This is a genomic window from Hyphomicrobium sp. 1Nfss2.1 (genome assembly GCF_965243865.1).
GTDB lineage: Bacteria > Pseudomonadota > Alphaproteobacteria > Rhizobiales > Hyphomicrobiaceae > Hyphomicrobium_A.
In genome coordinates, this window is the sequence record NZ_OZ251603.1 from 1,546,618 (window position 1) to 1,564,297 (window position 17,680).

Sequence of the window (17,680 nt, forward strand, 5' to 3'; positions counted from 1 at the left end):
GCAGCCTAGCTGCGCGCTGGCTTGCGTTCGTCGTCAGCTTCGCGCTTCTCGGCCGCAAACTCAGCCTCCAGCGCCTTTTCCATCGCCACGAGATCCTGCGGCAAAGGCATGCCGAAGGCCTTAAGCTCGTTCAGCTTTTCCATGAGCTGAAGATAAAGCTCGTGCTTGTCCGTCGGCTCGTTCTGCATACGCGTCAGCAGGAGGCCCAGCTCCGCCTTTACATCATCGAATGCCATTGCCGTTCCTCACCTGTTTCCGCGTTCTTGCCGGCTTCAGCGTATATGGGGACTGGTTACCGTCTACTCCACGGGGAAATCGAAATACCGCTCAGGGTAGGGCTCGCCTCGCAGGGTATAATGCCACCACTCGCTCGGATTGTTGTAGAAGCCGCACCCGCGCATGGCGCTGCGCAGCAGCTGCCTGTTCTCCCGCTGCGCCGGACTGACCTTCCCCGTCAGCGTATGTGACTTCAGCGAGAAACAATCAAACCCGGTGCCCATGTCCGCGCTGCCATCGTCGCTGCGCACGCCAGCCTTTGAATCGCACGCGCGTACATCTGCCGGAGTAGGGCGAGACGCTTCCTCTTTCTGCCTGATAGGGACAATGGTGAGATCGATCGTGCTCCCGCGGCTGTGCCCCGACCGCGAGGCGATATAGCTGTCGCGAAAAAGGTTGCGCTTCTCGACTTCGGGATAGAACTGGGACTTCATCTTCTCGTCCCGCAGGTTGCGGCCCCAGGCGACGAACGCATTCACCGCGCGCTGCGGCCGATAACAGTCGTACACCTTCAGCACATAGCCGCGCGGCCGCAGGTCGTCTGCAGCACATTGCAACGCTTTCGCTGCCTGACGCGTCAGCAGACAGCGCGGCGCCTTATAGCCAGGGATCGGCCGGCCAACGAAATTCTGCGCCGTCGTATAGCGCATCTCGACGACGAGATCGGGAATGACGGTCGACGCATCGACAAAGCCGCGCGGGGGATCGCCGGCGTGCGCAGTCGCCAAGCTGACAAGCAGCACCGCACCGGCGCCTATGAAGCGGCACATGATCTGTGCTCTCTATTCAGGTTTTCTCGTACGTGCCTATGATCTGCGCCTCGGCCAGCACGTGCCCCTTCATCGCCTCCAGCACCTCCGGCTTCGTCGGCGATGAAAGCCCTTCGAGCTTCGTGTCCAGCGCATAGAGCTTGAAGAAATAGCGGTGCCGCCCGATCGGAGGACATGGGCCGCCATAGCCCGGCCGCTTCCAGTCGTTGAGGCCATCGCCCGTGCCATCCGGAAGCTCGGCGACGCTCTCTGCAAATCCCTTGGTGTCGGGTGGAAGGTTGTAGAGCACCCAATGCACGTAGGTCATCTTTGGCGCCTTGGGATCGGGCGCATCAGGATCATCGACGATCAACACCAGGCTTTTCGCATCCTCGGGCACGCCCGCGAACGTCAGCGGCGGCGACACATCCGCTCCCTGACACGTGTATTTGGCCGGAATTTCTCCGCCATCCTCGAATACGGACGATGTGATCTTCATCGACATGGCTGCACCCTAGAACAGCTTCATCCCCGGAGGCAGCGGCAGACCGCCGGCCATCTCCTGCATCTTCGACTGCAGCGTCGCATCGAGCTTAGCCTTGGCGTCGCTCGCAGCCGCGACGATGAGATCCTCTAAGATCTCCACCTCTTCGGCCTTCGCAAGGCTCGGATCGATCCGCACCTTCTTCATGTCGCCCTTGCCGCTGAGCGTGACCTTCACGAGGCCGCCACCCGACTGGCCATCGATTTCCAGCGCGGCAAGCTCCTCCTGCATCTGCTGCACGCGGGCCTGCATCTGACCCACCTGCTTCATCATGCCCATCAGGTCTTTCATGCGCTCATGTCTCCAATGCTTGCCTCAGCCCGTGCCGGTCTCATCGCGCGGCGCGCTGATGAGCGGCCGAATATCCGCGATCTTTGCATCGGGAAATTGATCGAGCACCGCTTTGACTGCCGGGTGCGACCTCAACGCTTCCATCTCCGCCGCCTCGCGTTCGCGCCGTACTTCACCGCGCGTGCGCTCGCCCGCAGCCTTCGACAGCACCACCACCCAATTGCGGCCGGTCCATCTGTTCAGCTTCTCGCGCAACTCGTTGGCAATATGCGGCGGCGCTCCCGGGAGCAGGAACATATCGATAGACCCGGCAGCTGCGTCGAACTTCACCAGGCTGACACGATCCTCCAGATGCACCTTCAGCATCATGTCGCGCCGCTCACTCGCAATCGCGATCACATCATCGAATGAGCGCGGATCAGCAAGCGCAGAGCCGATGCCATCTCCGGCCAGATCATCGAGGGACGCTTCATAATCGGCATCGAAGCCGAGCCCGTCGTCGTCTGTATAATAAGCGTTGCTGTCGAACGGAATCGACGCCGCGCTCGCCACTGCCGACATCTGCGAGGCTGGCTGGCTCTCTGGCGCTGCATTGAGCGGTGCGTTACGGCTGGCGCTCGTCTCGGTCGGCGCGGGTTTGCCACTGCGCGCCAGCGCACCTTCACCGCCAAGCATGCGAATGAGCTCATCCGGCGCCGGCAGGTCGGCCGTATAAGCGAGCCGGATCAGCACCATTTCGGCCGCCGCCCGCGGATTGGCTGCCTTGCCCGTCTCCTCGCCGCCCTTCAGCAGCATCTGCCAAGCGCGCGACAACAGCGGCACCGAAATCTGCGCAGCAATCGCCGATGCGCGCCGCTTCTCCTCCGCGCTCAGCGCTTCGCTGCCGGCGTCGGCACCCACCGCCTTCACGCGCGCTGCCGCATGCACGGCCTCGGCAAGGTCAGCCAGCAATTGAACCGGCTCGGCACCATCGCGATGCAGTTCATCGAGCGAGGTCAGCGCAGCCTTCACGTCACCGCGGAAGACGTGCTCCAGCAGGTCGAAAATGCGCCCGCGATCCGCAAGACCCAGCATCGAGCGCACCGTCTCGACACGCACCGCGCCCTCGCCCATCGCGATCGCCTGATCGAGCAGCGACAGGCCATCGCGTACCGACCCTTCCGCCGCGCGCGCGATCAGCGCCAATGCGTCGTCCGCTGCCTTGGCGCCTTCCTTGCCGACGATCCGCGCAAAATGCGCCGACAGCTCCGGCACGTCGACGCGCCGCAGATCGAAGCGCTGCGTGCGCGACAGCACCGTTACCGGCACCTTGCGGATTTCCGTCGTCGCGAAAATGAACTTCACATGCTCTGGCGGCTCTTCCAGCGTCTTCAACAGCGCGTTGAACGCGCCCTTCGACAGCATGTGAACTTCGTCGATGATGAACACTTTGAACCGCGCCGAGATCGGCTTGTAGCGCGCGCTCTCGATCAACTCGCGGATGTTGTCGACGCCGGTATTCGACGCGGCGTCCATTTCCAGCACGTCGGGATGCCGGCTCTCCATGATCTCGGCGCAATGCCGGCCGAGCTGGGGCATATCGAACGTCGGCGCCTTTGCCGTATCGGTCTCGTAATTCAACGCCCGCGCCACGATGCGCGCAGTCGTCGTCTTTCCGACGCCACGCACGCCCGTGAGCATATAGGCCTGCGCGATCCGCCCGGACGAGAACGCGTTGCGCAGCGTTCGGACCATGGCCTCCTGGCCGATCAGGTCCTCGAAGCTCTGCGGCCGATACTTGCGCGCCAGCACAACGTACGGCTTCGGCGCCACCGCGGCGCCGGCAGCACCTGTCGTTTCCAGATTGTCGGAGTTTTTCTTGGCCATGTCTCTACCTATGGCCCGAACGGCCAGGGAGCAAGGCGACCCGCGGCGAGCCGCGCCCCCGCGGAGGGCGCCGCATCGCAGAGCGATGCGATCAGCGCCCATGAGCGAAATAAAGAGGAGACTGACGAACGACCCGCGTCCTGATCGTTAGGGCTGCTTCCTTCCGGACCTGACCCGGTTGGCGAGGGATACGTCCGCCGCCAGTCTCCCCGTCTGATTATGATGGCTCACGCCCCGCGTTACAACCCTCCCCCGCGCCCACACCCTTTGAAAGCCCACACCCTTCTTACGGCCTGTCATCTTTCCGCTCTAGGTTCCCGGCAAGAAGATGCCGCACATCGAATTAGCGCGAATTTGACACTCCGCGGGCCCGAACCATAGGTTGGCTGCGCATTCATTCCGGGGGGACCGATTGCACATGAGGCATTTTGCGTCGCTATTGGCATCCGTATGCGCGCTGGCGGGAATCGTCGCGGCAATGCCGGCAATGGCCGCCTGCCCGGCCGGCGATGACCTCGATATCCAGCTTCGCGACAAGGAGCTGCAGCGCCACCTCATTCTGTCGGGCGCCCTCGGTGCCGAAATCGGCCGCGCCAACGAAAAGATGCTGCGCACCGCCGTGGCCGACTTCCGTACTGCGAACGCCCTCCCCGGAACCGACCAGGACCTCCTCACCGAGGCCGAGTGCGACACCCTCAAGCACAACAACGACGCCGTCTACGCGTTCATCGGCTTCAAGCAGGTGGTCAACCCAGTCAACAACCTGAAGATGACCTTCCCTGCCGGCCTTCTGCCACCTGAGGCAAAACCCTCTAACTTGAGCTGGCAGGAATACGAGAACCCCGCCGTAAGCCGCATCGGCATCGACGTGTTTCGCGTCTCGGGCCGGGAATCCTCCAACAGTTCGTTCGCCCGCGGCTACCAGTCTTATGGCGCCCTGACCCTGACGTTCGTCCACAACTCGGGTTCCGAGATGATCGCCGAGGGCGCCGGTAACCGCTGGGGCTCGCGCTACTATTTCCACAACCTCAACTTCGAGTATCAGGGCGGTCAGCGCGGTATCTATCTGCGCTTCGACATGCGCCCACCGGCCAACTTCATCCCGCCGCCGGAGATACTCGCCGCCGCCCGCCTCGAAAAATCTAAGAAGGCGGTCACCAAGCTGTTCACCGGTGGAGTTGCCGGCGCCACGCCGCCCAATGAGAACGAGATCGCCTGGGCCCTCATTGCCCGCGCCGTATTCAACATTGTTGCGTCTGACTTCTACGACCAGAACGGCTGGCGCGAGTTGACCACGCAAAACTGCGTCTTCGGCTCGGCCCGTCGAGCCCGCCGCGGCGGCGTTCGCATCGTCTTTGCCACCACTCGGGCGATGGTCGACCGCGAGGGCGACATGAGCACCATGTTCGGCAACGCCCCGAGCGACAAGATCACCTTCGGCTGTGTGCAGGTGAACCCGCGCATCTCGCGCGGTGACAGCTCCTACCGCGGCGCCTGGCGCGGAGCAGCCCGCGCTGCCAATGCACGCATCAAGCTGCTTGAAGACCCCATCGACCGCACCAACGAGAATTATATCCGCATCATCGACACTTCGGCCTCGGAGGACGCAACGCACGCCCTCCTTGTCATCCACGGCTACAACAACTCCTTCCAGGAGGCGATGCAGGCCGCAGCTCGTATCGCCGGCGGCGCCGACTACAAGGGCCGCGTCTACATGTTCAGCTGGCCCAGCGTACGCATGTCGTTGCGCTACCTGCAGGACGCCGACAACGCCGAGGAGGCCGAAGGCGCATTGCAAGCGTTCCTGGCGGCCATCCTGCGCGACAACAACGTCCGCACCCTCGACGTCGTCGCCCACTCCATGGGCTCCCAGCAGCTCATGCGTGTTATGGGCTCGATCCGCGAAATTCTCGACAGCCGCCGCCACGACGAAGGCATGCTGCGCTTGGGCCAGGTGGTGTTCGCCGCTCCTGACGTCTCCGCCGCCGTCTTCAACACCAAGATTCTTACCTGGGCCAAGCTCGCCCAGCGCGTGACGATCTACACGTCCGGCGGCGACTGGGTGCTCTGGCTGTCGTCGTTCCTGCGCGGCTTCAACGATCGCGCCGGCGGGCATACCCCGTGGGGCGATCCGCTGCACGTCAACGCCAGCAACGTCTACGTCGTCGACAAGACGCCACCCGAGTACGACTTCTGGAAGTTCTTCACGTACACCCACGCCGACTATGTCGACGACAAAACCATCCTCAACGACATCCAGACCGTCATCACCGGCAAGCCCTCCGGCGATCCCAGCAAGCGCGATCCCGACGGCAAGGTCTTCCGCGCGACGCCTTACGCCGGCATGAACAACAAGAAGTATTGGGAGACGCTCCCCGAAGGCCCGATCGCCGAGGCCAAGGACGCTGTCGAGGGGGCAAAGGAGGCGGTCAAGGACGCTGTGAAGCCAGCCGGCGCTGAAACACCCCCGCCGACGATACCCAAGTTTGCCCCGCAGCCATCCGAGCCGATGGCCGGACCGGCGCCTTCGCCCACCCCACCGACCGCAACCGGCGCCACGCGCTAAACGCAGCGGCCGCCGTCGACTTCCATCGCCACGCCGGTGATGAACGATGAGTCCGGCGCCGCCAGAAACAGCGCGGCGTTGGCGATGTCGTGCGGGCGCGATAGCCGTCCGAGCGGGATGGTGGCCAGGAACTTCGCCCTGTTCTCCGGCGTGTCCTCCATGCCCATGAACTGCGTCAGCATCCCCGTCTCGCCCATCACCGGGTTGATCGCATTGACGCGAATGTTCTTCGGCGCCAGTTCCGCCGCCATCGACTTCGTCAGCGTGATCACCGCGCCCTTCGACCCGTTGTACCAGGTAAGGCCCGGCCGCGGCCGCACGCCCGCCGTCGACGCCACATTGATGATCGAGCCACCGCCGCGCTTCTCCAACTTCGGAACCGCAGCGATCGTCGACAGATAGATCGACTTCACGTTGACGGCATAGATGCGGTCGAACTCCGCTTCGCCCACATCCATCAACGGCTGATTGCGATGCGTGACCCCGGCATTGTTGACGACAATGTCGAGTCCGCCGAACGCCTCCGTCGCCGCCCGCACCATCGCGTCGACATCAGCCTTCTGCGACACGTCCACTTGCACCGGGTGCATCTTGTCGCCGAAGCCGGCGCTCAGCGCCCGCACACCCTCGCCGTTGATGTCGGCCGCAATAACGCGTGCGCCTTCCAGCACAAATCGCTCAGCGATCCCGCGCCCGAACCCAGAAGCCGCACCGGTAACGATCGCAACCTTGCCCGCGAGCTGCATGCAGCCCTCCTTATTTAGCGCCGCCGGATCGGTATCAAGCCTTCAGCCGCAAGCCGCGCGGCCTCGGCGCGATAGGGGCTCGCCGGGTATGTGCCGAGCACGCGCTTCTCCGATGAGAAGAACGACAACTCCTCCAGCGCCAGACGCACCATCCGGTCTGCCGGATGCCCCTCGATATCGGCGTAGAACATCGTCGCGTTGAACGTGCCTTCGAGCTGGTAGCTTTCGAGCTTCGTCATGTTGACGCCATTGGTCGCAAACCCACCCAGCGCCTTGTAGAGCGCCGCCGGCACGTTGCGTACGCGGAAGATGAAGGTGGTGATCACCGGCCCATCCTCCGGCTCAGCGTCGTCGGCTTCAGCGGACAGCACGACGAAGCGCGTCGTGTTGTGCACCTCGTCCTCGATGTCGCTTGCAAGCGTCTCGAGGCCATAGATTTCCGCCGCCAGCGACGACGCGATCGCCGCCTGTGCCGGATCCTTCGCCTCCGAAACGATGCGCGCCGACCCGGCCGTGTCCGCCTCCGGCACCGGCTTCAATCCCAATTCGATCAGCTTGCGGCGGCACTGGCCCAGCGCCTGAGTGTGGCTCAGCACGCGCTTCACCGTCTCGAGCGAAGCCCCCGGCGCCGCCAGCAACTGGTGTCGCACGCGCAGGAAGTGCTCCCCGACGATGTAGAGATCGGCGTCCGGCAGCAGGTGATGGATGTCGGCAACGCGCCCCGCCACCGAGTTCTCGATCGGGATCATTGCCAGCCGTGCTTCGCCAGCCTTCACCGCCTGCAGCGCATCCTCGAACGTCGGGCACGCGACCGCCTCCATGTCCGGAAACGCTTCACGGCAAGCGAGGTGCGAGTTCGCACCCGGCTCGCCCTGATAGACGATACGCTCAGCGGCGGGCCTTGCAGGATTGGTCATCGGGGTGTTGCCTGAGAGTGGGGGCTCTAGATATCGAAAGCCCCATGTGGACCGGAGGCCGTTCTATGCCTCTAGAGACGGCCGACCGCAAGCTGCCCATCGCGACCGCTGACCCGAGCCTGCGAAGCCCAGCTCGTGTGCAACTGCAAAATCCGAAAGCCCCTCCCGCCTTGGCAAGACAATCCGATGTCCGACGGACAACTGGTGCTAAAGTCCACTAGGCATGATGCCGGCGCAGGGCCAGGCCGAGGACACGACGATGATGGACAAAGGCTGGATCGTCCCCCGCACACTGGCGCTCACCGCCCTGATCGCAATCATATCCGCCGCCAATCCCAACCCCGCGCAAAGCGGACAGAACGAGGACTGGTGCTTCTCCGACCAGGAGCGCACCGACGCAGAAACCATCTCCGGCTGCACCGCGGTGATCGGCTCCGGCAAGCTCGGCAAGGACAAGCTTGCCACCGCTTACGCCAACCGCTGCCTGGCGCACCTCCAGAGCAAAAAGTTCGATCGCGCCATTGCCGACTGCACCGAGGCCGCCACCATCACCCCCGCCAACGCCATTGCATTTGCCCAGCGCGGCGAAGCCTATTGCCGCACGGGCGACATCAAGCGCTGCGTTGCCGACTTCGACGAAGCGATGCGCATCGATCCTTCAGACCCTTCATTCGTCTACTTGCGCGGCATGGCGCGCGCCGACGCCGGCGACTCCGACGGCGCCATCGCTGACCTCACCAAGGCCATCGACCAGGATCCGGAAACGGCATCGGCCTATGCGCGCCGCGGCCAACTCTACGAGGCTGAAGGCGACAAGTTCCGCGCCGCTGCAGACTACCGCAACGCCCTGCGCATCGACCCCACCGACGAAACCACCCGCCAACGCCTCGAAGCGTTCCGCCGATAACGCAATCGCCAGCTGACGATGCGAGCACTCGAATGCAAAACATCTCCAGGAAGCAACCATCGCCGAGAGCGAAACGCGAAGCGCTTCCAAGGCCCATTTTTCAAGTCGGGTGGAACTCGAACGATAGTGCCACGTTGATGATTACTCGCACCCCGCAGCGGAATTCGTCACAGGAGCACTGTCATGGGCAGCACGACCGATAAGATCAAAGGTTACGCTAATCAGGTTGCCGGCAACATCAAGCAGGGCGTCGGCAAGGCCACTGGCTCGGAAGAGCTGGAAGTCAAAGGTTCCGTGCAGAACCTCAAGGGCAAAGCGCAGGTTGCAGTCGGCGATGTGAAGGAAGCCGTCAAGGACGGCGCCAACAAAGCTGCCGATGAGATCAATCGCAATCTTTAAACCAGCAGCTTGCTGACGATCGGCACGCGCACGAGGGCCGGCATCTTAAACCGGCCCTTCTATCGCGTGGCGGCGCCCCACCCTAAACGGACAGGAAACGACCCCATGAAAATCGAAAAACTCAGCGATCTCTTCCTGCACACGCTGCAGGACATCTACTATGCCGAGAACCACATCGTGAAAGCCTTGCCGAAGATGATCAAGGCCTCCGATTCAAAGCAGCTCGCCAAGGCCTTCACCGATCATCTGGAGCAGACCAAGGAGCACGTCACGCGGCTTCAGGAAGTCTTCTCCATGCTCGACCACAAGCCGAAGGCAGCCAAGTGCCCGGCTATCGATGGCATCCTCGAAGAAGCCCAGGAATTGATGAGTGAGATCAAGGATCCTGACACCAAGGACGCGGCCATGATCGCCGCGGCTCAGGCCGTCGAGCACTACGAGATCACGCGCTACGGTACCCTCGTCGCCTGGGCCGACTTGCTCGGATACGGCCCCGCCTCGAAGCTGCTCGGGAAGACGCTGAAGGAAGAGTACGGCGCTGATTCCAAGCTGACGAAGATTGCAGAAGCGCACTTGAATGCCGAGGCCGTCGCCTGAGCGATAGCAGCGGCAGTCATTGGAGACGGCGCGACCAGCGATGCCAATTGGCTAGCTCGCGCCGTCGCCAGCTGCGCAGAACGCATCTACGCCAGCAACTGCCGCGCACGCTCGAGGTCGTGAGGAGTATCGACACCCAGCGGCACCGTATCGACGACAGTCACGTCGATGCGCATGCCCGCTTCAAGCGCGCGCAGCTGCTCCAGCTTCTCGCGCTTCTCCAGCGGCGAAGGCGGCAGCGAAACGAACCGCGCCAGCGCCGCACGCCGATAAGCGTAGATGCCGATGTGATGATAGAGTGGGCCATCCCCGTGAGGCGCTGTCGCCCGCGTGAAGTAGAGCGCGCGCATCCGCCCGGCCACATCGAGCGGCGAGCCCACCACTTTGACGACGTTGGGATTGGTCTTCTCTTCCTCGACCACAATCTCCGCCGCAAGCGTCGCGATGTCCGGCCCCGGTCCCACCAAAGGCGCCGCGCACGCCGCAACGAGATGCGGCTCCAGGGTCGGCAGATCGCCCTGCAGGTTGACGATCACCTCGGCGGTCCCGGCCGGATCGACGCTGTTGATCGCCTCGAAGATGCGGTCCGAGCCCGACGCATGGTCGGCCCGCGTCATCACCGCTTCGCCGCCGGCTGCGCTTACCGCCGCCACCACATCCTCAGAATCGGTTGCAACAACCACGCGGCCTGCATCGGACGCCATCGCTCGCCGCCACACCTGCACGATCATCGGCGCCCCGGCGATATCCACCATCGGTTTGCCCGGCAGCCGCGTGGCCTGCATGCGGGCTGGAATTACGATCAGGACATTGGACACGTGAGACACCTTGAAATGATGGAACCGAGGCAATTGGTCCCGGGCGCACGCACATAGAACGTCGCCGCGCTCGGTTGCAAGCCGATGCGGAATTTCTATAGTCGCCCCGATTGTTCGGCGGAGGCCGGACGCAACAGGTGCGGAGCCGTGGAATGCTTGATTCCTTCGAGCTGTCGAAGATTGCCGGGGCCATTCTGTGTTCCCTGCTGGTAATAGTTGGCTTCCGCACGGCGCTCGAAATGGCCGCCCATGACAAGGCGCCGGAAAAGCCCGGCTACGTCCTGCCGCTCCCTGAAGCTGCCGCACCGCCTGCAAAGGGCGAAGCCGCCCCGGCCGAGCCAGCCGCTCCCGCGTTCGACGCCAAGGCCGTAGCTGACGCAGCCACGTCCGGCGATGCCGCCGCGGGCCAGAAGGTCTTCAGCAAGTGCGCCGCCTGTCATTCGGGCGACAACGGCGGCCCCAACAAGGTAGGCCCCAACCTGTGGGGCGTCGTGGGCCGCGCCAAGGCCAGCCACGAAGGCTTTAACTATTCCGACGCCATGAAAGCCAAGGGCGGCGACTGGACGCTCGAAGACCTTGCGCACTTCATCCACAAGCCCAAAGAATTCGTCCCCGGCACCAAGATGCTGTTCCCCGGAGTTGCCGATACTGGCGACCTGAGCAACCTGCTCGCTTACCTAAACACCCTGAAATAACAGCGCTCCGGCCATCCGGCGCCAAAATGACAGCAAGTTAACTCGCCCCGCGGCCCGTATTTTGCGAGGCTCGGGGCGTTGTCATGTCTAGAAGGTCACTTGCGGAGCGCGATGCCGTTCGAACTCCACTCGCCCCAGAGCCACACCTTCTTCAATCCCAAGACCTATAAAAGGGAAAACGCCTGATGCGCTTGCGTCTCGACGTCCCCGCCGCATGCCTTGCAGCCCTGATCTGCTTCGCCGCCGGCCCCGCCTTCGCGCAGGAGCCGGCCTCTACCCCCGCTGCGGATCCACAGGTCTCCCCGCCATCACCCCCGCGCCATCACGCTCTGTCGCTCGTCGATAAGCCCAAGTTCGAGGCGGGCTTCGACCATTTCGACTGGGTGAACCCGGATGCCCCCAAGGGCGGCACCCTACGCGCCTTCGCCGAAGGCTCGTTCGACAGTCTCAACGCCTTCAGCGTCAAGGGCGACCCAGCCGCCGGCCTCGGCCTCATCTACGATTCCCTGATGACCGGCAGCCCCGATGAACCATCGACCGAGTACTGCCTCATCTGCGAGTGGGTGTCCTACCCCGCAGACTTCTCCTCGGTCACCTTCGGCCTCAATCCGAAAGCGCGCTTCAACGACGGCTCCCCGATCACGCCTGAGGACGTGATCTTCTCGCTCGATGCCCAGAAGAAAGCTCACCCGCGCATGGCGTTCTACTACAAGAACGTCACCAAGGCCGAGAAGACCGGCCCCAACGAGGTGACCTTCACCTTCGACACCAAGAACAACCGTGAGCTTCCCCAGATCGTCGGCCAGCTCACCGTGCTGCCGAAGAAGTGGTGGGAAACGAACGGCGCCGACGGCCAGCCGCGAGACATCACCAAATCGAGTCTCGAAGTGCCGCTCGGCTCCGGTGCCTACCGCATCAAGAGCTTCGACCCTGGCCGCTCCATCACCTACGAGCGCGTCAAAAACTACTGGGCAAAGGACCTGCCGGTTCAGAAGGGTCAGTATAATTTCGACGAGATGAACTACACCTACTTCCTCGATCGCACGCCGGGCTTCGAGCAGTTCAAGTCGGGCAAGATCGACTACTGGGCAGAGAGTGTCGCCAACCGCTGGGCCACGGCCTACAACTTCCCCGCCATCGAAAAAGGCTGGGTGAAGAAGGAAGCGATCCCCGTCAAGCGTGTCGCCCCCATGCAGTCGTTCGTCTTCAATCAGCGCCGCAAGCAATTCGAGGATCCGCGTGTACGCAAGGCCTTCGCGCTCGCATTCAACTTCGAGGAAGCGAACAAGAAGTTGTTCTATAATTCTTACGTCCGCGTCGGCAGCTACTTCGACAATTCCGAGCTGGCCGCCAAGGGCCTGCCCGAAGGGCGCGAGCTTGAAATCCTCAACGAGGTAAAAGATCAAGTCCCGCCGGAGGTGTTCACCACCGAGTGGAAGAACCCCGTCAACACCGCACCCGACGATTTCCGCAAGCACATGCGCGAAGCTTCGAAGCTTCTCAACGAAGCCGGCTGGAAGCTCGACGGCAGGCAGCTGAAGAATGCGCAGGGCGAGACACTCAACGCCGAATTCCTGCTTGTTCAGCCCGAGTTCGAACGCATCGTCCTCCCCTACATTCAGGATCTGCAAAAGCTCGGCATCAATGCGTCCGTGCGCATCGTCGACAGCGCGCAGTACAAGCGCCGCGAGGACTCGCACGACTACGACGTCATCATCGACAACTTCCCGCAGTCGGAATCACCCGGCAACGAGCAGCGCGACTTCTGGGGCTCCGCGGCGGCCGATCGCGACGGCACCAAGAACACCGCCGGCATCAAGAACCCGGCCATCGACAAGCTGATCGACAAGGTCGTCTTCGCCAAGGACCGCGCAGATCTCGTTGCCGCCACGCGCGCGCTCGATCGCGTGCTGCTGTGGAACTACTACGTCGTCCCGCAGTGGCATTACCCCTATGAGCGCATCGCCTATTGGGATGTGTTCGGACGCCCGGCTAAGACACCGTCTCAGACCTCCGCCCTCACACAGACGTGGTGGTTCGACGCCGACAAGGAAAAGGCCCTAGCGGCACAGCGGGGCCAGTGATGGCGATCCAGCAGGAGGCACGACCGGTGCGACAGCCCGAAATGCTCACCCGCTTCGCCACACTCGCCTTCGTCGCAGTCGCTCTCGCCTCCGGGGTCATCGCCCCGGGGGCGCTCATCTCGAAGGCAACGGCCGAACCGCGCCATGGCCTCTCGGCGTTCGGTGATTTGAAGTACCCGGCCGACTTCAAGCACTTCGAATATGTCAATCCTGACGCCCCCAAGGGCGGCCGCCTGGCCATGATCGGTACCGCCGGTCGCACCACCTTCGACAGCTTCAACAACTTCATATTGAAGGGCGACTCAGCCCAGGGCCTCGAATACCTGTTCGACAGTCTCATGGCCCGCGCCGTCGATGAGCCCGATGCCGTCTACGGCCTCATCGCCGAAAGTGCCGACCTGGCACCCGATAAAATGTCGGTCGTCTTCCAGCTCCGTCCTGAAGCGAAGTTCGCCGACGGCACGCCCGTCACTGCCGAAGACGCGGTCTTCTCGTTCGAGACACTGAAATCCAAGGGCCACCCGAACTATCGGCTCACGCTGCGCGACGTCGACAAGGCTGAGGCGGTCGATCCGCACACCGTGCGCTACACCTTCAAGGGGAATCTCGTGCGCGACCTGCCCCTCGTCGTCGCCGAGCTGCCGGTGCTGTCCAAGGCCTTTTATACCAAGCACCCGTTCGATCAGAGTTCACTCGAAAAGCCGCTCGGCTCAGGCCCCTACGCGATCGCCGACTACAAGCCCGGCACCTACGTCACCTACAAGCGCCGCCCTGACTATTGGGCCAAGGATCTCCCGGTAAACCGTGGTCGCTTCAATTTCGATGAGCTGCGCTACGAGTACTATCGCGACCGCACGCTGGAGCTGGAAGGGCTTAAAGCCGGCAACTTCGACTATCGCGAGGAATTCACCTCCATTGACTGGGCGACCGCCTACAACATCCCCTCGGTCAAAGAGGGCCGCCTCGTCCGCGAGACGATCCCTGATGGCCGCCCCTCCGGCGCGCAGGGCTTCTTCATCAACATGCGGCGCGACAAATTCCAGGACCCGCGCGTCCGCAAAGCCCTCGATCTCGCCTTCGACTTCGAATGGTCGAACAAGAACTTGTTCTTCGAGCTCTACACCCGCACGCAGAGCTACTTCGAGAATTCGGAAATGAAGGCCGTCGGCCCGCCGAGTGCCGAGGAACTCGTGCTGCTCGAGCCCTATCGCAACCAGCTTCCACCCGAAGTATTCGGCGAACCCTATACCCCGCCCGTCACCGATGGTTCAGGGCGCGACCGCGACAACCTCAAGAAAGCTCACGATCTTCTCGCCGCCGCGGGCTACGGCGCCGGAGGCAAGCCGCTCGACATCGAGATCCTCAGCTTCGAGTCCGGCTTTGAGCGCATCATCCTGCCCTATATCGCCAACCTGAAACGCGTCGGCATCAACGCAAGCCTGCGTATGATCGACCCCGCGCAGTATGAGCGCCGCATCAAGAGCTTCGACTTCGACATGGCGATCCAGCGTTACTCGCTGCGCCTCACCCCCGGCGTCGAAGTCAAATCCTACTGGGGATCGGACGCGGCCAAGATGGATGGCAGCTTCAATCTTTCGGGCATTTCCGATCCCGTTGTCGACGCTCTGATGACAAAGATGATAGAAGCGAAAACGCGCGCCGATCTGACCATAGCCGCCCGCGCCTTGGATCGCGTACTGCGCGCCGGCAATTACTGGGTGCCGCAGTGGTATAAGCCCGTGCAGACCGTTGCATACTGGAACAAATATTCGCGTCCAGCCGTCATGCCCAAATACGACGAGGGCGTCATCGACACCTGGTGGTTCGATCCCGACAAAGCCGCCAAGCTGAAGCAGAATTGAGCCCCGCACCATGGTCGCCTACTTCCTCAAGCGCCTGCTGCTGATCATCCCGACGCTATTCGGCATCATGCTGATCAGCTTCATCATCATTCAGTTCGCACCTGGCGGCCCTGTCGATCGCATCATTGCGCAGCTCAGTGGCAATGACTCATCCCTGGTCTCCCGCATCGGCGGCGGCGGCAGCGAAACGCTTTCCGGCGGCAATCAGGCAGCCCTCGGCCAGGGCGGCGCCGATGCCATCACCTCGAAATATCGCGGCGCCCAAGGCCTCGACCCCGAATTCATCAAGAGTCTCGAAAAGCAGTTCGGCTTCGACAAGCCCGCTTACGAGCGCTTTTACCTGATGATGAAGAACTACCTCACCTTCAACTTCGGCAAGAGCTACTTCCGCGACGTCTCGGTGCTGCAGCTCATCAAGGAAAAGCTGCCCGTCTCCATATCGCTCGGCCTATGGATGATGCTGCTCTCCTACATGATCTCGATCCCGCTCGGCATCCGCAAAGCCGTGCACGACGGGGAGCCCTTCGACACCTGGTCGAGCACCATTCTGGTCATCGCCTACGCCGTGCCCGGCTTCCTCTTCGCCGTGCTGCTGCTGGTCCTGTTCGCCGGCAGCGCCTTCGTCCAGTGGTTCCCCTCGCGCGGCTTGACCTCCGACAACTTCGATCAACTGTCTCTGTTCGGAAAAGTCGTCGATTACTTCTGGCATCTGACGCTGCCCATCATCGCCATGTCGTTGACCGCGTTCACGACCATGACGTTCCTCACCAAGAACTCGTTCCTCGATGAGATCCGCAAGCAGTACGTAACCACCGCGCGCGCCAAGGGCCTCACTGAGAACCGCGTGCTCTATGGGCACGTTTTTCGCAACGCCATGCTACTCATCATCGCCGGCTTCCCCGGCGCCTTCATCTCGGCATTCTTCTCCGGCGCCCTGCTGATCGAGACCATCTTCTCGCTCGATGGCCTCGGCCTCCTGTCGTTCGAGTCGATCGAAAAGCGAGACTATCCCGTGGTCTTCGCCACGCTTTGGATCTTCTCGCTGATGGGCCTCTTGCTCAACATCGTCTCGGACTTCGTCTACACGCTCGTTGATCCCCGCATCGACTTCGAGAGCCGGGAGGTCTAGCGATGGACGATCTGAGAGCGCTCGAAACGCCGCTGCCGCAATCACAGCCCCCGCCCGAGGAAGAGCATCGCGCGCAGATGCCCGAATGGCTGCGCCGACGGATGCCCTCCACCGACAAGCTCTCGCCGCTCAACCAGCGCCGCTTCGCCAACTTCAAGGCCAACCGGCGCGGCTATCGCAGCCTGTGCATCTTCCTTGTCATTTTCACGCTGTCGCTGTTCGCCGAGTTTATCGCTAACGATCGCCCGCTCCTCGTCAGCTACAAGGGCGAGTGGCTGTCTCCGGTGCTCGTCGATTACCCGGAAGAGAAGTTCGGCGGCTTTCTTGCGGTGACCGACTACAAAGACCCGGTGATCCTCGACGAGATCAACGCAAACGGCTGGGCCATCTGGCCGCCGATCCGCTATTCGTACGACACGATCAACAAGGACTACCCGGGGCGCAAATCCTCCGACGGGCTTTGCCTTGGCTATCCCGCCCCCCCGCCGTGGGCCTCCAGCTTGCCGCTGTGCGATGCCCCGCCCGATCAGCTCGCCCGCTTCAAGACGCTCGGCAATACCAACTGGCTCGGCCTCGACGATCAGGGCCGCGATATCGTCGCCCGCGTAATTTATGGCTTCCGGATCTCGGTGCTGTTCGGCCTCCTGCTCGCCGTCCTTTCCGGCATGATCGGCGTGACCGCCGGCGCCGTGCAAGGCTACTTCGGCGGCAAGACCGACCTCATATTCCAGCGCTTCCTGGAAATCTGGTCGTCCGTGCCATCACTGTTCGTGCTGATCATCATCTCCTCGGTGCTGATCCCCGGCTTCTGGACGTTGCTCGGCATTCTGTTGCTGTTCGAATGGGTGAACCTCGTCGGTGTCGTGCGCGCCGAGTTCCTGCGCGCGCGCAATTTCGAGTACGTCAAAGCCGCTCGTGCGCTCGGCCTGTCGCACAGCAAGATCATGTGGAAGCACATGCTTCCCAACGCCATGGTGGCGACGCTCACCTTCCTACCGTTCCAGCTATCCGGCGCCGTCGCCGCGCTGACCGCGCTCGACTTCCTCGGCCTCGGCCTACCGCCCGGATCGCCATCGCTGGGTGAACTGCTGCTGCAGGGCAAGCGCCACCTCGAAGCGCCTTGGCTCGGCCTCACCGGCTTCTTCTCCGTCGCGATCATGCTGTCGCTGTTCATTTTTATCGGCGAGGCGGTGCGCGATGCGCTCGACCCGCGCAAGACGTTCCGCTAGGGGGC

Annotated in this window: 17 protein-coding genes and 1 other RNA gene; 9 read left to right on the forward strand and 9 right to left on the reverse strand. The window is 62.7% G+C overall.

Annotation, left to right across the window (positions count from 1 at the left end; all coding sequences use genetic code 11):
• Positions 1–5 precede the first annotated feature (5 nt).
• The 6 genes from ACP15D_RS07685 to ffs all read right to left on the reverse strand — a co-directional run bounded on the left by ACP15D_RS07685 (position 6) and on the right by ffs (position 3,935).
• A complete protein-coding gene (locus ACP15D_RS07685) occupies positions 6–236 on the reverse strand; it encodes a hypothetical protein (protein WP_424956944.1) in 231 nt (76 codons plus the stop codon).
• Between the two features lie 63 nt (positions 237–299).
• The gene (locus tag ACP15D_RS07690) at positions 300–1,046 is read right to left on the reverse strand and encodes a M15 family metallopeptidase (protein WP_424956945.1); all 747 of its coding nucleotides are present in this window, start codon (positions 1,044–1,046) and stop codon (positions 300–302) included.
• A 16-nt stretch (positions 1,047–1,062) separates the two neighbouring features.
• Complete coding sequence (locus ACP15D_RS07695; protein WP_424956946.1) at positions 1,063–1,530, reverse strand: YbhB/YbcL family Raf kinase inhibitor-like protein; 468 nt, start codon at positions 1,528–1,530, stop codon at positions 1,063–1,065.
• Positions 1,531–1,539: 9 nt separating this feature from the next.
• Complete coding sequence (locus ACP15D_RS07700; RefSeq protein WP_424956947.1) at positions 1,540–1,860, reverse strand: YbaB/EbfC family nucleoid-associated protein; 321 nt, start codon at positions 1,858–1,860, stop codon at positions 1,540–1,542.
• Between the two features lie 24 nt (positions 1,861–1,884).
• Positions 1,885–3,726, reverse strand: coding sequence for a DNA polymerase III subunit gamma/tau (locus ACP15D_RS07705; protein ID WP_424956948.1), 1,842 nt, complete (start codon positions 3,724–3,726; stop codon positions 1,885–1,887).
• Positions 3,727–3,839: 113 nt separating this feature from the next.
• An RNA gene (gene ffs / locus ACP15D_RS07710) (signal recognition particle sRNA small type) lies at positions 3,840–3,935 on the reverse strand.
• A 209-nt stretch (positions 3,936–4,144) separates the two neighbouring features.
• Here ffs and ACP15D_RS07715 point away from each other — a divergent pair.
• A complete protein-coding gene (locus ACP15D_RS07715) occupies positions 4,145–6,292 on the forward strand; it encodes an alpha/beta hydrolase (protein ID WP_424956949.1) in 2,148 nt (715 codons plus the stop codon).
• Here the strand turns inward: ACP15D_RS07715 and ACP15D_RS07720 are convergent.
• Positions 6,289–7,038: an SDR family oxidoreductase gene (locus ACP15D_RS07720; RefSeq protein ID WP_424956950.1), complete on the reverse strand. Its 750-nt coding sequence runs from the start codon at positions 7,036–7,038 to the stop codon at positions 6,289–6,291. The genes ACP15D_RS07715 and ACP15D_RS07720 overlap by 4 nt on opposite strands.
• Before the next feature lie 14 nt (positions 7,039–7,052).
• Positions 7,053–7,955 carry a prephenate dehydratase gene (locus tag ACP15D_RS07725; RefSeq protein WP_424956951.1) on the reverse strand — a complete coding sequence of 301 codons (903 nt, stop codon included), beginning with the start codon at positions 7,953–7,955 and terminating at the stop codon, positions 7,053–7,055.
• Between the two features lie 223 nt (positions 7,956–8,178).
• On the opposite strand from ACP15D_RS07725, the gene ACP15D_RS07730 reads away from it, so the two are divergent.
• The 3 genes from ACP15D_RS07730 to ACP15D_RS07740 all read left to right on the forward strand — a co-directional run bounded on the left by ACP15D_RS07730 (position 8,179) and on the right by ACP15D_RS07740 (position 9,858).
• The gene (locus tag ACP15D_RS07730) at positions 8,179–8,862 is read left to right on the forward strand and encodes a tetratricopeptide repeat protein (RefSeq protein ID WP_424956952.1); all 684 of its coding nucleotides are present in this window, start codon (positions 8,179–8,181) and stop codon (positions 8,860–8,862) included.
• 183 nt (positions 8,863–9,045) lie between these two features.
• Complete coding sequence (locus ACP15D_RS07735; RefSeq protein WP_424956953.1) at positions 9,046–9,261, forward strand: CsbD family protein; 216 nt, start codon at positions 9,046–9,048, stop codon at positions 9,259–9,261.
• Between the two features lie 105 nt (positions 9,262–9,366).
• Positions 9,367–9,858, forward strand: coding sequence for a ferritin-like domain-containing protein (locus tag ACP15D_RS07740; protein ID WP_424956954.1), 492 nt, complete (start codon positions 9,367–9,369; stop codon positions 9,856–9,858).
• Positions 9,859–9,944: 86 nt separating this feature from the next.
• Here the strand turns inward: ACP15D_RS07740 and ACP15D_RS07745 are convergent, their stop codons facing one another.
• The gene (locus ACP15D_RS07745; RefSeq protein ID WP_424956955.1) at positions 9,945–10,676 is read right to left on the reverse strand and encodes a 3-deoxy-manno-octulosonate cytidylyltransferase; all 732 of its coding nucleotides are present in this window, start codon (positions 10,674–10,676) and stop codon (positions 9,945–9,947) included.
• A 152-nt stretch (positions 10,677–10,828) separates the two neighbouring features.
• Here ACP15D_RS07745 and ACP15D_RS07750 point away from each other — a divergent pair, with 152 nt between their 5' ends.
• From ACP15D_RS07750 to ACP15D_RS07770, 5 genes are all read left to right on the forward strand, one after another.
• Positions 10,829–11,371: a c-type cytochrome gene (locus tag ACP15D_RS07750; RefSeq protein WP_424956956.1), complete on the forward strand. Its 543-nt coding sequence runs from the start codon at positions 10,829–10,831 to the stop codon at positions 11,369–11,371.
• 185 nt (positions 11,372–11,556) lie between these two features.
• Complete coding sequence (locus ACP15D_RS07755) at positions 11,557–13,455, forward strand: extracellular solute-binding protein (protein ID WP_424956957.1); 1,899 nt, start codon at positions 11,557–11,559, stop codon at positions 13,453–13,455.
• A 41-nt stretch (positions 13,456–13,496) separates the two neighbouring features.
• On the forward strand, positions 13,497–15,317 hold the full coding sequence (locus ACP15D_RS07760) for an extracellular solute-binding protein (RefSeq protein ID WP_424959191.1): 1,821 nt from the start codon (positions 13,497–13,499) through the stop codon (positions 15,315–15,317).
• 10 nt (positions 15,318–15,327) lie between these two features.
• Positions 15,328–16,446 (forward strand): microcin C ABC transporter permease YejB, encoded by a 1,119-nt coding sequence (locus ACP15D_RS07765; protein WP_424956958.1) that lies wholly within the window; start codon positions 15,328–15,330, stop codon positions 16,444–16,446.
• A gap of 77 nt (positions 16,447–16,523) precedes the next feature.
• The gene (locus ACP15D_RS07770; protein WP_424959192.1) at positions 16,524–17,675 is read left to right on the forward strand and encodes an ABC transporter permease; all 1,152 of its coding nucleotides are present in this window, start codon (positions 16,524–16,526) and stop codon (positions 17,673–17,675) included.
• Positions 17,676–17,680: the final 5 nt, after the last annotated feature.